Source organism: Amycolatopsis thermalba, from assembly GCF_003385215.1.
In the GTDB taxonomy this organism is placed as follows: Bacteria; Actinomycetota; Actinomycetes; order Mycobacteriales; family Pseudonocardiaceae; genus Amycolatopsis_E; species Amycolatopsis_E thermalba.
Genome location: NZ_PQHW01000150.1, coordinates 1 through 13,597, shown reverse-complemented (window position 1 = coordinate 13,597; position 13,597 = coordinate 1). Strand labels below are relative to the sequence as shown.

The window sequence follows — 13,597 nt, the reverse complement described above, 5'->3', positions numbered from 1 at the left end:
GTGATGATCCGTGCGCTCGAAGGGGCGATCGTGATGGCGCGGGCGCAGGAGGATGTCGCGCCGCGTCCAGCACCGGCCCCAGCTCCGCCACCACCGCATCCAGCGGCGCCACATCCTCCTGCGCCCGCGCCATCACGATCGCCCCTTCGAGCGCACTGATCATCACCAGCGCGAGCGACCGGCACCGCTCCTCCGGGACCCCCATCTCCCGCAGGCTCTCCTCGATCGGCCGCAGCCACGTCTCGAACCCCGCGCACACGGCCTGCCGCAGATTTTCGTTGCCCGCCACGACATCCGCCGTCGTGGCGACGAACGGGCATCCCGCCGCGAACCCCTCGTCGCGGAACTGGTCCCGCCACTGCGCCACCATCCCGGCGAACAACCCGGCCGGCGTCGGCGCGGCTTCGGCGTAGCGTTTGACCCGCCGCGCCGCGAACTCCCCCGACCACGCGAGCGCCTCACGCACCAGCTGGTCCTTGCCGCCCGGGAAGTAGTGCTGCAAGGACCCCCGAGGCGCCGACGCGTGCTCGACCACCTCCCGCATACCGGTCCCGCTCACCCCCTGCGTCCGGATCAGCTGCGCTGCGCTGTAGACCATCCGCTCCCGCGGCCCCCGCGTCACGCCACCACCTCCGCCACGAACCAGACCGTCCGACCGGGCAGCCCTGCCAGCCCACGCCGCGTCGCACCGCCACCACGGCCCCTCAAGCCGCGCCACCCCAGCAGCCGCCCATCACCGACCAGGCCATCCACCCCTGCCAGCCCACTCACCGTCACGCCGCGCCACCCGATCAACCCACGCACGCTCGGACCACCACCCACCGGGCCACGCCGCCCGATCACCCCGCTCACCGTCACGCCGCCACCTCCGTCACCGAGGCCATCCGGCCACGCCACCCCATCAGCCCACGCACCGTGCATCCCGCCACCAAGCCATCCGGCCGCGTCACCCCGCCAACCCATTCACCACCACGCCGTCCACCCACCGTCAGACCACCCCCGGCATCGTCAGCTCGTACCGGTACTCCCCGCGATCAACCCCGCGCACCAACCGGAAACCCTGCCCCCGCAGCAAAGCCTTCGCCGCCGCGTTGTCCGCCTGCGTCACCGCCCGCACCGTCCACCCCGCCCACCGCCCCGACGCCCGCAACCACGCGGCCAGGCCGGTCCCGATGCCACGCCGCTGCCACGGGTCCGCGACCATGATGCCCAGCTCCGCCACCCCCGGCTCACCTGCCACCAGGTTCAGCAGCCCCGCGGCCGCCCCTCCGCTGAACGCGACCAGCGCGACCCCGTGCGGCGGGCCCGCGAGGAGGTAGCGCCGGTACCGGTCGAGGATGTCCCGCGGCTCCGGCTGCCCTGACATGAAGAACCGGTTCCGCAAAGTCCCCGCGGAGCAGGCCAGGACGAGGTCGGCGACGTCCGCGATACACGTCCCGTCCAGCTCCCGGAGCGTTATGACACCTGTCATAAGTCCGGTCTACTCCTCGCCGGCCCCGGAGACAAGCCCCGGCGCGCATAGACTGCGGGCATGCGGCGATGGGTGTCCCGGGTGGACCGGCAGGTGTTCGCCCGGGTGGCGGCGACCGATTCCGTGCTCTTGGACCGGGTACTGCCCCGCCTGGGCCGCGCGGCCAACTACGGCGGCCTGTGGTGGGCGGTCAGCGGCACGCCCGCCGCGACGCGCAACCGCCGCGCCCGCCGCGCCGCCCTGCGCGGGATGCTCGCCCTCGGCATCGCCAGCGCGACGGCCAACGGCCTGAGCAAACGCGTCATCGGCCGGACCCGCCCGTCGACGGTCGCCATCCCGCCGGTCCGCCAGCTGCGGCGCACGCCCTGGACGACGTCGTTCCCGTCCGGGCACTCCGCTTCCGCGGCCGCCTTCGCCGCCGGCGCCGCGCTGGAGTGGCCCGCGCTCGCCGCGCCGGTCGGCGCTCTCGCCGCGGGCGTCGCGACCTCCCGCGTCGTCACCGGCGCCCACTACCCGTCCGACGTGCTCGCCGGGGTCGGCCTCGGCCTGACCGCCGGCCTGGTCACGCTGTCCTGGTGGCCGCGCACCCCGTCCGACCCGTCGGAGGCGCAACCCTGCCCGGCGCCCGCGCTGCCGACCGGCGACGGGCTGGTCCTGGTGGCCAACGCCGCCGCGGGCAGCGCGGGAGCGACGGTGCTGGACCGGATCGCCGCCGAGCTGCCGCAGGCGAAGATCGTCGAACCGGCCGACGGCGAGGACCTGACCGAGGCGCTCACCGAGGCCGCCCGGACCTGCCGCGTCCTGGGCGTCGCGGGCGGGGACGGCACGATCAACGTCGCCGCGCGCGTCGCTGCCGCGCACAACGTGCCGCTCCTCGTCGTCCCGGCGGGCACCCTCAACCACTTCGCCCGCGATCTCGGTGTGGAGACCCCGGACGACGCGATCACCGCGTTGCGGACCGGTTCCGCCGTGCGGATCGACCTGGGCATCGCGGACGACCAGGTCTTCGTCAACACCTGCAGCACCGGGCTCTACACCGATCTCGTCCGCTACCGGGAGAGGTGGGAGAAGCGGATCGGGAAGTGGCCGGCGGTGCTGGTCGGGCTGGTGCACGTGCTGCGCCGGGCGAAGCCGCAGGAGCTGATCGTCAACGGCGAGCGGCGCCGCGTGTGGATGATCTTCGCGGGCAACGGCGCGTACCGCCCGCGCGGGTTCGCGCCGACCTACCGGCCCAGCCTGCACGACGGGCTGCTCGACATACGCACGGTGTACGCGGAACGTCCACTCGCGCGCACGCGAGTGGTGCTGGCCGTGCTCACCGGGACGCTGCGGTGGTGCCCGCCCTACCAGGACCGGCCGGCCGCGGCGCAGCTGAGGATCAGCGCGCCCAGCGGCCGCCTGCGCCTGGCCGTCGACGGGGAGCTGATCCAGGTCCAGCCGGACATCACGCTGCGCAAGAGCCGGGGCGCGCTGGTCGTCTACCGCTGAGCGGACCACTCCAGCGTCTGCGGCGCAGTGGCTCAGCCACTTAGCCAGAACCTGCCGGGCGGCGCAATACTCAGCCCCCTCGGTCCCCGTGGCTCACCGTTTCGGTGCCTGGCTCCAGCGGCCCAACCAGCCATCCAGAAGGCCGTACGCTCGCCGGGATTGGTCAAGTGGCTCAGCCACTCACGGGCCCTCCGGGGCCTTCCAGACGAGTGGCTCAGCCACTCGTCCAATGCCTGCCCCGCCACGCAGGCCTCAGCCGCTTGCGGCAAACTCCCGGAGCCGTCCGGACCGGTGGCTCAGCCACTCGTCCAATGCCTGCCCCGCCACGCAGGCCTCAGCCGCTTGCGGCAAACTCCCGGAGCCGTCCGGACCGGTGGCTCAGCCACTTTCCCAATGCCTGCCGCGCAACCCAGTGGCTCAGCCAATCCACGGAACCCTGTCCGGCAGCAGTTCCGGAGCCCAGCGGCCCAGGCACTCCCCACTGCCGCTCAACCCTGATGCCGGCCAAGCGGTCCAGCCACTCGTCCAGTAAGCGAATTCGCCAGCCGCTACACGACTGCCTCAAGTGGCTCAGCCACTCACCCAGCGACCCGGCCGAAAACAGCGGAGTGGGCCAGAGTTTCCAGCGCCAACCGGCTTGCATGGTCGCGAGCGCACGGGCATCGTGCACGGGGAAGGCATCTTTCCCCGGCAGGACGTCAGCGATGTTCGGCGCGAGCCTTCAGTCGCTGGAGGGTGGCGGCGATGTTGGCGCAGTTCTTGTCCTCGCGCTGCCACACACCGGTGACGAGCGAACTGGGCGCACGAAACCAACCGGGCCGCTTGTCCCACGTGCTCTCGACGACCACGCAGCCATCAGCCGAGGGTTCGATGTCGTACTGCCACCGGGACACCGGAATTCCCAGGGACCGCACCTCGAAGGCGAACCGCTTTCCCTCGTCGGCGTCGGTGATCGTGCTGACGGTGCTCCACAACCGCACCCCGCGGCGGTTGATCCCGCGGAACCGCGCGCCGACCCGGGCACCGGTCACCCCGGCGAGCCAGCGGAACCCGCTGTACTCCTCGGCCAGCTCCGCGAGCACACCCGGATCGCTGACCAGGTCGTACACCCGCCCCGGCTCGGCGCCGATCTCGATCCGGCCCGTGGCACTGGGCCCTGCGTGCGCCATGGACACCTCGCAACACCGCGGACAGTTACATACCTACAGTATGTATCTTGGCGGTGTCCGTCAACAGTGCGGTCCCGCGTTCGGCCAGGGAGGTGCCGAACCAGGTGACCACAGTGGACGATCGTATCCCGGTGTTTGTTCCGATCTGCCCGCTGTGGGAACGGGTTCCGGCCAGTGCGTCCACAGCGACGGGTGGCCCGGGGCGCCGGGATTCCCGGGCGGGAACACCGAGACGATCGCCGAAACGAGCGCGGACGGCGGGATCTCGGTCAGCCAGATCTCACCACCGGCGAGGAGGGCCGGCACTCCGGTGCGGCCAGCGGCTACGGCGAGGGCCCGGACCGGGTGACCGATGTGCCCCGCGGCGTCGACACACCTCCGGACCGGCCAGCAGAGACAACGGCGCCTCCAGCCGGGAGTCGAGGCGTCGCCCCCGAGGCGAGACCGCGTTCCGCACACGAGCCGTACACCTCATCGGTGAGCCGGGCGCGTTCGGCCGGGGTGCGGCCGGTGCTCGGCACCCGCGGCGGGTAGGGCATGGGCGGCAGCTGGAGGTCGCCCCGCGGCAGGTCGAACTCGGCGCGGACAGGACGAAGTCGGGTCTTCGGCGGGCCACACCGGTCACGCCGCGGGGACCCGGCCGCCTGCGCCGGACCCCGCCTCGCCGAACCGGACGGCGAACGCGCCGCCACCGCTGCCCGGGCTCCCGGCACCGCCGAAACCGGCGGTGCCGGGGCACAACGAGGCAGTACCGCCGGAACCCGGGATCGCCGGGCCGGTGGTTCGCGCGCCGGGCGGCCGGGGCGAGTTCACCACACCCGGCCGATGGGTGGCGCCGCCCGCGGACCCGCTGATCACGGGCGCGGACGGAACCGGCGGATCGCTCCGCCGGAAGTCGAGGTTTCCCGGACCGGAGGCTGTGCCCGGACGTTCGGCGGTCTCAGGTCGCCGGCTGCTTCGAACAGGCCCTCGGCTCCGTGGGCGAACAGGCGCTCCAGGGTCTCCTCCAGGTCGAGCGACGGTGGCTCGGCGAGGGTGCCGTCGCCCGCTGCGATGCAGCACCCACGAAGCCTTGACCCGGCACGACCCGGCGACCGCGGCGGTCGTGCGGTTCACCACGCGCAACGTTTCGTGGAGTTCGCGATAGCTGCGCGCAGGCCAATTCTGCGCGTCCTGCTCGCCCACGTCCGCGCTCCCGTGCTGCTCGTTCCTGCCCAGATCACGCTCAGTGAAACCCGGCGGCGGCCGCGACGCCAGCGGGCCCGCTCCGGCATGCCCTATCGGTCGGTCAACCGTGCCCGCCCGGCTCGAAAACCGGCAGCGGGACAGACCCGTGGACTCTCACTGGCGCACCCGCCGCCCGAGCTGTGCGGCCCGCGATCGATGCAGCCCTGCCCGCAGGACAAACCAGCCCAGGCGACCCACGCGGCAGTGAAACACGGCCTCAGTGGCTCACCAGCCGCCTCAGTTGCGAGGCCCGCGGAGGGGCCGTCGCAGCAACGACCATCCCACCCAACCAACCCGGCAGCGATCCACGGCCCTCAGCGGCTGACCGCCCGCCCGAGCTCCGGCGCACCGCCGAGAAAGGCCGGCCCCAGCGGTCACCCCGCCAGCAAGCGTTTCCCCAGCTCGGCCGCCGCCTCGGTGTCCAGTGTCTCGCACAGCGTAAGCGCCTCGCGGCGGTGTTCCTCTGCCCGCGCGCGCCGTCCGGTCGCCTCCAGCACCTGCGCCAGCTCCGCCAGCGCCTGCGCCCGCTGCCACCGCGTGAGCACGTCCGTGAAAACCCCCAACGCCGCCTGCAAACAGTCCTCCGCCAGCCCGAGCCGCCCGGCCTCCCGCCACGCCGTGCCCTCCTGCACGGCGCATTCCGCGCCCGGCACGGCGAAACCGCCCTTCTCGAACAGGGTCCGGGCGGTCCGGAACGCCTCCGCGCCGCCCGGCCAGTCCCCCGTCTCGGTGAGCGCCCGACCCATCAGCTGGAACGTCAGCGCCCGGAAGAACCGGTACGTGAACGGGTTCGCGTCCTCCCGGTGACGATCGGTGTCGGCGAGCACCTCGCGGTGCACCAGCAGCGCCTCCCCCGGACGACCGACCGCGCACAACACCCTCCCGAGCACGTTCCGGATCGAGCCCTGCCCCAACCAGAAATCCATGTCCGCCAAGCCGACCGCCCGCTCGACGTGGTCCAGCGCCTCCGCCGGCCGCCCCAGCCGCAACAGCACCGAACCGAGGTACCCGAGCGCCCACGTCTGCTCGCGCCGGTCACCGATCTCCGTCGCGATCTCCAGCGCCTCCTGGTGCGCGGCGCGGCCACCCTCGTTGTCGCCCAGGCAGTAGTACCGCGCCCAGCCGAGGAAGTTGAGCAGCACCGCCTCATCGGCACGGCTGCCCAGCGCCCGCGCGGCCTCCACGCCGAGCGCGAACACCTCGTCCCACGGCAGCTGCTGGATCCGGCCGTCGGAGAACCAGTGCAGCGCCCGGGCCAGGTCCACCACCTGCCCGTACTTGCCGTGCGTCAGCGCGACCCGTTGCGCGGCGAGCCAGTTCGCGGCCTCCGCGTCGAGCCAGGCGCCGGCCTCCTCGCGCGTGGCGAACCGGCTCGCCTCCACCGAATCGCGCAGCGCGTCCGGGTAGAACAGGCGCCCGGCCTCGATCCCGGCGTCCAGCAGGTGGTCCAGCACCGCGCACATCGCGGCCGACGTCTCACCGGCGTCCTCCTCGGCCGCCAGCCGCTCCCGCGCGAACAGGCGGATCAGGTCGTGGAACGTGTAACGGCCGGGCACGCTCCCGGCCTGCAGGAGGTTCGCGTCGACCAGTTCGTCGATGTGGGCGCGCACGTCCGGCGCCGCCATGCCCGTGGCGACGGCCGCCAGGTCGGCACCGAAATCCGGCCCCGGGATCACCGCGAGGCGGCGGAACACCAACCGCGCGGCCGGGGACAGCCGCCGGTGCGACATTTCGAACGCCGACCGCACCCGCAGATCCCCGGCCGACAACGCGGCCAGCCGCGTGTTCTCGTCGCGCAGCTGGTCGACCAGGTAGGCGATCGTCCAGTGTGGACGGCTCGCCAGCCGGTTGCCCGCGATCCGCACCGCCAGCGGCAGGTTTCCGCACAGCTCGGCCAGTTCCGCGGCCGCCTCCGGCTCGGCGCGGACCCGGTCCGGCCCGGCGATCGCCGCGACGAGCGCCGACGCGTCCGCGGTCTCCAGCGGCCGCAACCACAACCAGCGCGCCGACTCCAGCCCGGCCAGGGCACGCCGGCAGGTGATGAGCGTCAGGCAGCCGGTGGCGGCCGCGAGCAGCGGGCGGACCTGGGCCTCGTCGGCCGCGTTGTCCAGCAGCACCAGCACACGGCGGCCGGCCAGCAGCGAACGGAACAGCGCGGACTGCTCGGCGACCGTGGCCGGGATCTCCGCCGCCGGCACGTGCAGGCCGCGCAGCAGGACGTCCAGCGCCGCGCGCGGGGTGACCGGCTGGTCGTCCATGCCCCGCAGATCGACCGACAGGAAGCCGTCCGGGAACTCGCCGGCCAGCAGGTGCGCGGCCGTGCGGGCCAGCGCGGTCTTGCCCACGCCCGGATGCCCGACCAGCGACACGACCACCCCGCCCGGGATGGTGAGCGCGTCGGCGGCGGCGCGGCGCAGCGTGTCCAGCTCGTGCTCGCGGCCCACCAGGTCCGGCACCGCGGCCGGCGGCAGGCCCGCGAACGGCGCCGGTGGTCTGGACCTGCGGCGGCGGCCGTCGCGGGCGGCGGCCAGGAAGTCCTCGCGGGTGCCGCCGGTCAGCCCGAGCGCGTCGGCGAGGGCCTCGGTCGAGCGGCGCTGCGCGGCGCGGGCCCGGCCGCGTTCCAGGTCGGACAGGGCGCGGACGCTGACACCCGAGGCCTGGGCCAGATCGGCCTGCGTGAGCCGGGCCGAGCGGCGATGGCGTAGCAGCAGCTCACCGAAGGTCGGATCCTCCCCCGGTGACCCTGGATCCAGTGTCTCGCTCACCGCCACCCATTAAACCGGCAGAACTTCGGGAGCCGAAAACCTGCCGGTGCTTCCGCCTGGTTCCCCCTGTATCGGTACGGTTAGGTGGCCCTATGCCGTTCAGCCCCGCGACGCGGGAGATCCCCGGCGGCGGGCCCGCCGCCCGCCTGCACGCCGTTCCGGCGGCCGACCGCGCCGTGGTCCGCGTCGCGGTGCTGGCCGACGACGTGTTCCTGCGTGCCGGCCTGCTCAGTGAGATCCAGGGCAAACCGGGCATCCACGTGGTCGCCGGGCCGCCCGCGTCGGCGGACGTGCTGGTCGCGATGACCGGGTCGGCGGCGGACCTGCCGGACCTGGTGGCCGGCGCCCCCACCAACGCGCGGCTGGTGCTGATCACCGGCACGCCCCGCCCGGCGGAACTGTGGACCGCGATCGAGAACGGCCTGGTGGTGCTGATCCCGCGCGCGGAGCTGACGACGACCCGGCTGCTGCGCGCGATCGCCGACGCGCACCAGGGCCACGGGCACCTGCCCGCCGAGCAGCTGGGCCAGGTGCTGCACGGGCTGGCCCGCCTGCAGCGCGAGGTGCTGTCGCCGCGGGAGCTGATGCTGAACGGGTTGTCGCGCCGGGAAACCGAGGTGCTGCGCCGGCTCGCCGACGGCCAGGACACGGCGGAGATCGCCGCGGAAATGTCCTATTCGGAGCGCACGGTGAAGAACATCCTGCACAGCCTCACCAGCCGGCTGGGGTTGCGCAACCGCACGCACGCGGTGTCCTACGCGCTGCGCAACGGACTCATCTGAGCGGGCGCCGGACGTCCGGAGTGGACGGTGCCGGGTCCGGCCGTGGAGTGGCGGACACGCCGAGGCGAGGCGGCGCCTCGGCGTGTCCGCTGGTCCCGGGGCGGGCGATGGCCGTCCCGGGAGTTCGGAGTCAGGCCACGGACGTGACGGGCCAGCAGTTTCCGGTGAAGTCGCGCAGCTCGGCCGCTTCCGGCGTGCCCAGTTCGTCGAACAGGGCGTAGGCGCGGCGCCAGTAGTCCTGCGCCAGCCCGGCCCGCGCGGCGCACCGGTGCAGTTCCGCCAGCTCGTTGAGCGCCCGCGCCTGCTGGTACCGCTCGCCGCGGTTGATCGCGGCGCGCAGGCCGGCCTCGATCAGGTCCGCGGCGGTGAGCAGGTCGCCGATGTCGCGGTGCACGCCGCCGAAGTCGACGAGCACCTCGCTCTCCGTCGCCGGGCCGCTGACCGTGCGGACGATCCGCAGCGCCTCGTTGAGGTTGCCGAGCGCGTCGTCGAACCGGCCGGTCCGGCGGTAGGTGTTGCCGAGCCGGTGCCGCGCGTAGGCGATCCGCGGCTCCAGGCCGTGCGCCTCGGCGAGGTCGGCGGCCTCCTTCAAGTGCTCGATCGCCTCGCGGTGCCGGCCCAGCCGCCGCCACGCGTCACCGAGGTCGGCCAGCGCGCCGCTTTCGGCGTCCGGGTCGCCGGCCTGCCGGGACAGCACCAGCGCGTGCCGGTACTGGTCGACGGCCTCGTCGAGCCGGCCGAGCGTGGCCAGCGTGGCGCCGAGGTTGGCCGCGACAGCGCTTTCCAGCCGCGGGTCCCCGGCGCAGCGCGGGCCGGCCGTGCGGAACAGCCGCAGCGCCTCGGGGAACTCGCCGACGCGGTGGCAGAGCACGCCCAGCGCGGTCAGCGACGTGGCTTCCAGTTCCCGCTCGCCGTTCTCGCGGTGCAGGTCGATCGCGCGCAGGAACTGCTCGCGCGCGTCGGCGGCGCGGCCGTGGTGCAGGTAGGCGGCCGCGAGGTCGGAGCGGGTGTGGGCCTCGCCGACGCGGTCCTGCGCGGCGGTCGCGGCCGCCAGCGCCGCCTCGTGCGTGTGCACCCAGTCGTGGTCGTGGCTGTAGCCGTAGAGGTACAGGTACGCGCGCAGGCACCGGGTCAGCTGCCAGGCGTGTGTCGGCCAGCCCTGCTCGGCGGCCAGGCTCACCGCGGCGATCAGGCACGGCCGCTCGGCCTCCAGCCACCGCTTCGCCGCCTCGCGGTCGGGCAGCACGGGGCCGTGCGCGGGCGCGGCGCCGGTGAGCGGGAGGTGTTTGGCCGGGTAGATCAGGTGCGTGGCGCGGGCCGCGGTGTGCAGGTAGAAGTCGAGCACGCGGGTGATCGCGGCGCGCCGCGCGGGCTCCGGCTCGTGGTCGCGGGCGAGACCGCGCGCGTACTCGGCGAGCAGGTTGTGCAGCCGGTACCGGTCGCGCGTGACGACGGTGACCAGGTTCTCGTCCACGAGGCGGTCGAGCAGCCACCTGGCCCGCGCCGGAGCCAGCCCGGCCAGCGCGCCGACCGATTCGGGCGTGAAGTCCGCGCCGGGGTGCAGGCCCAGCAGGCGGAACAGACGCTGTTCGTCGGCCGCCAAGGCCTGGTAGGACAGTTCGAACACGGCACGCAGGCGGCGGCTGCCCGCGGCCAGTTCGTCGATGCGGTCACCGGTTTCGGCCAGCCGGGCGGCCAGGTCGGCGACCGTCCACGTGGGACGGGACTGCAGGCGCCGGGCCGCGAGCGCGACGGCCATCGGCAGCCACCCGCACAGCTCGCCGACGCGCCGCGCCGCTTCGGGTTCGGGTTCCACCCGCTTGGCGCCGACGACCCGGACGAGCAGTTCGCGGGCCTCGGCCGGGGTGAAGACGTCCAGCGGCAGGGTGCGGGCGCCGTCGAGGGCGAGCGCGCGGCGGCTGGTGACCAGGACGAGGTTGGTCGGGCCGGCCGGGAGCAGGGGTAGGATCTGGTCTTCGCTGGCCGCGTTGTCCAGCAGCACCAGCACGTCGCGGCCGTAGACGCGGTCGCGGTAGAGGGAGGCGCGCTCGTCGAGGCTGGGCGGGATCTGGTCGCCGGGCACGCCGAGCAGGCGCAGGAACGAGGCGAGCACCGCGGCCGGGTCGGCGGGCGGCTGGTCGGAGTGGCCGCGCAGGTCGACGTAGAGCTGGCAGTCGCCGTAGCGGCCCTCGGCGAGCAGCTGGTGCGCGACGTGCACGGCGAGGCGGGTCTTGCCGACGCCGGCCATGCCCTCGATGAGCGCGATGCCGACCGCGGTGCCGCCGTCCCTGGCGCGGAGGCCGTCCCGCAGGGTGGTCAGTTCGGCCTCGCGACCGCTGAAGTCGGCGGTGTCCAGCGGCAGCTGCCGGTGGGCGCTGACCGGGGCGAACTCCGGGCGCGCGACCTCCTGGCGCAGCACGCGCTGGTAGGCGGTGGCCAGCTCGGGGCCGGGGTCGGCGCCGAGTTCGGTGGCGAGGCGGCGGCGCAGGGTGTCGAACACGTCGAGCGCGGCGGCCTGCTGACCGCTGCCGGCGAGGGCGATCATGAGGCGTGCGTGGACGGCCTCGTGGAGCGGGTCGGCCTCGGCGACGCGCTGGAGCAGCGGCAGGACCTCCTGGTAGCGGCCGAGGTCGGAGGCGGCGCCGGCGTACTCGACGACGACGGCCCGGTACTCCCGTACGAGCGCGACGACGATCGGGTGGGATTCCAGCGCGCTCAGGCCTTCCAGTGGTTCGCCGCGCCAGAGGCCCACGGCTTCGGCGAACAGGCCGCACGCTTCGGTGAGTTCGCCGTCTTCGCGGACGTGCCGGGCGCGGGCGACGAGCTGGCGGAACAGGAGCAGGTCGTGCTGGCCCTCGGCGACCTTGAGCTGGTAGCCGCCGCGGGCGGAGACGATGAAACCGTTTTCTGGGTCGGCCTGGAGGCGGCGGCGCAGGCGGGAGATGCGGGACTGGAGGAGGTCGACGGTGCCGCTGTCGGGCTGGTCGCCCCAGACGGCCTCGACGAGCGCGTCCCGGCCGACGGGGGTGTTCGGGGAGAGCGCGAGGAGGGCGAGGAGAGTGCGCTGGGTCTCCGAGCCGGGGTCGACGAGTTCACCCTCCGCGATGACCCGCAACGGCCCGAGGACTTCGACGCGCAGGCCGGGGTTGGTGGCCTGTTCGCTGCCGGCCTCGCGGAGCAGCTCGCCCAGCTCCACGCGGGACAGGCCGAGCACGTCGCCCAGCTTGCGCAGGGTGGAGACGCGCGGGCGGGTGACACGGCCCTGCTCGACGTCACGAAGGCCGGCCACGCTCAGCCCGGCCAGGTCGGCGACCTCGCGCTGGGTGAGACCCGCGCGCCGGCGGAAGCCCTGGACCAGGGCACCCAAGCGGCTCCGCGAACCGTCGCTCATTCGTTCACCGCCCCCGATCTTCGTCGTTCGCAGCCTGGGACGCACTGGTGCGCCCGGCCGTTCCCGCGTTACTCCGACAGAGTTACAAACCCCGCTTCGAAAACGCTTCGAAGGGGTGTTCGGGTTGCGTTGGTTGCCTGAAGTTCATGCGGGTGTTGCCTGGTGGGTTCGGTGGGTGAGGGGCGGTTGCGGAGGGTGATGGTGGGTGCGGGTGGGTTGTTCGGGAAGTAATGAACGGTCCGTTCAGTACTTCCCGGCACGGCTGGGCCCCTCGGTGGTGGACGAGAGCGCCACTCTCGCGGCGATGAACGGTCCGTTCATCGCTTCCCGCGCGACTGGCCCCCTCGATGGCCCACGAAAGCGCCACTCGCACGGCGATGAACGGTCCGTTCATCGCTTCCCGCGCGACGGGCCCCCTCGATGGCTTACGAGACGGCCGGTCGCGCCGCGATGAACGGACCCTTCATGGCTTCCCACCACGATTGGACCCCTCACGGGCCGACGAGAGAGCCACTCGCACGGCAATGAACGGACCATTCATCGCTTCCCACCACCACTAGACCACTCGCCGGCCGACGAGAGCGCCACTCGCACGGCGATGAATGGTCCATTCATCGCTTCCCGCGCGACGGGCCCCCTCGATGGCTTACGAGACGGCCGGTCGCGCCGCGATGAACGGACCCTTCATGGCTTCCCACCACGATTGGACCCCTCACGGGCCGACGAGAGCGCCACTCGCACGGCGATGAACGGACCATTCATCGCTTCCCACCACCACTAGACCACTCGCCGGCCGACGACAGCGCCACTCACGTGGCTATGAATGGACCATTCATCCCTTCCCGGCGCGACTGGCCCCCTCGATGGCCGACGAGAGAGCCACTCGCACGGCGATGAACGGACCATTCATCGCTTCCCACCACCACTGGACCACTCGCCGGCCCACGAGAGCGCCAGTCGCGCGGCGATGAATGGTCCGTTCATCTCTTCCCGCCACTGAACCGGCCGCTTGCAGGCGGACGAGACTGTCGCTCGGCCCCTCACGAAATGTGCTATTCGCGCGGGCATGAATGGTCCGTTCACTCACCGCCGGGGCAGCTAGGAGCGCTGCTCGGAGGTGGCGTCGTCGAGCGCATCCTCAGGTGGCCCACCACCGCGCGCCCCACCGACGACCGCCGCGCCCTCACGCGCCCCACCGCCGGACGGCGCCCCGCCACCAGATGAAGCCCCACCACCGGACGGCACACCGCCACCAGATGAAGCCCCACCACCGGACGGCACACCGCCACCAGACGAAGCCCCAC

The 13,597-nt window shown here is 73.3% G+C and carries 9 protein-coding genes; 2 read left to right on the top strand and 7 right to left on the bottom strand.

Going from position 1 to position 13,597, the window contains the following annotated elements:
- Positions 1 to 622: LmrA/YxaF family transcription factor (locus tag D0D15_RS33525; RefSeq protein WP_244215009.1), on the bottom strand; the 622-nt coding region annotated here is incomplete at its 3' end.
- A gap of 366 nt (positions 623 to 988) precedes the next feature.
- Positions 989 to 1,471 (bottom strand): GNAT family N-acetyltransferase, encoded by a 483-nt coding sequence (locus tag D0D15_RS33520; protein ID WP_233157199.1) that lies wholly within the window; start codon positions 1,469 to 1,471, stop codon positions 989 to 991.
- Positions 1,472 to 1,531: 60 nt separating this feature from the next.
- Here D0D15_RS33520 and D0D15_RS33515 point away from each other — a divergent pair, with 60 nt between their 5' ends.
- Positions 1,532 to 2,959 (top strand): bifunctional phosphatase PAP2/diacylglycerol kinase family protein, encoded by a 1,428-nt coding sequence (locus tag D0D15_RS33515; RefSeq protein ID WP_115945031.1) that lies wholly within the window; start codon positions 1,532 to 1,534, stop codon positions 2,957 to 2,959.
- A 698-nt stretch (positions 2,960 to 3,657) separates the two neighbouring features.
- Here the strand turns inward: D0D15_RS33515 and D0D15_RS33510 are convergent.
- The 4 genes from D0D15_RS33510 to D0D15_RS33495 all read right to left on the bottom strand — a co-directional run bounded on the left by D0D15_RS33510 (position 3,658) and on the right by D0D15_RS33495 (position 8,126).
- Positions 3,658 to 4,128, bottom strand: coding sequence for an SRPBCC family protein (locus D0D15_RS33510; RefSeq protein ID WP_094004944.1), 471 nt, complete (start codon positions 4,126 to 4,128; stop codon positions 3,658 to 3,660).
- Positions 4,129 to 4,188: 60 nt separating this feature from the next.
- On the bottom strand, positions 4,189 to 4,482 hold the full coding sequence (locus tag D0D15_RS33505) for an ESX secretion-associated protein EspG (protein WP_338024681.1): 294 nt from the start codon (positions 4,480 to 4,482) through the stop codon (positions 4,189 to 4,191).
- Positions 4,452 to 4,667: a hypothetical protein gene (locus D0D15_RS37720; protein WP_338024680.1), complete on the bottom strand. Its 216-nt coding sequence runs from the start codon at positions 4,665 to 4,667 to the stop codon at positions 4,452 to 4,454. Before D0D15_RS37720 ends, D0D15_RS33505 begins: the two co-directional genes overlap by 31 nt.
- A gap of 1,062 nt (positions 4,668 to 5,729) precedes the next feature.
- Positions 5,730 to 8,126 (bottom strand): ATP-binding protein, encoded by a 2,397-nt coding sequence (locus D0D15_RS33495; protein ID WP_094004942.1) that lies wholly within the window; start codon positions 8,124 to 8,126, stop codon positions 5,730 to 5,732.
- A gap of 86 nt (positions 8,127 to 8,212) precedes the next feature.
- Between D0D15_RS33495 and D0D15_RS33490 the strand changes: the two genes are divergently transcribed.
- A complete protein-coding gene (locus D0D15_RS33490) occupies positions 8,213 to 8,902 on the top strand; it encodes a helix-turn-helix transcriptional regulator (protein ID WP_115945030.1) in 690 nt (229 codons plus the stop codon).
- 130 nt (positions 8,903 to 9,032) lie between these two features.
- Here D0D15_RS33490 and D0D15_RS33485 read toward each other — a convergent pair whose 3' ends face one another.
- Entirely contained in the window at positions 9,033 to 12,293 is a 3,261-nt protein-coding gene (locus D0D15_RS33485) for a BTAD domain-containing putative transcriptional regulator (protein ID WP_115945029.1), read from the bottom strand.
- Positions 12,294 to 13,597: the final 1,304 nt, after the last annotated feature.

Coding starts and splice junctions, on each gene's coding strand:
- D0D15_RS33520 (WP_233157199.1), bottom strand. CDS start 1,471: ATGACAGGTGTCATAACGCTCCGGGAGCTGGACGGGACGTGTATCGCG.
- D0D15_RS33515 (WP_115945031.1), top strand. CDS start 1,532: ATGCGGCGATGGGTGTCCCGGGTGGACCGGCAGGTGTTCGCCCGGGTG.
- D0D15_RS33510 (WP_094004944.1), bottom strand. CDS start 4,128: ATGGCGCACGCAGGGCCCAGTGCCACGGGCCGGATCGAGATCGGCGCC.
- D0D15_RS37720 (WP_338024680.1), bottom strand. CDS start 4,667: ATGCCCTACCCGCCGCGGGTGCCGAGCACCGGCCGCACCCCGGCCGAA.
- D0D15_RS33490 (WP_115945030.1), top strand. CDS start 8,213: ATGCCGTTCAGCCCCGCGACGCGGGAGATCCCCGGCGGCGGGCCCGCC.
- D0D15_RS33485 (WP_115945029.1), bottom strand. CDS start 12,293: ATGAGCGACGGTTCGCGGAGCCGCTTGGGTGCCCTGGTCCAGGGCTTC.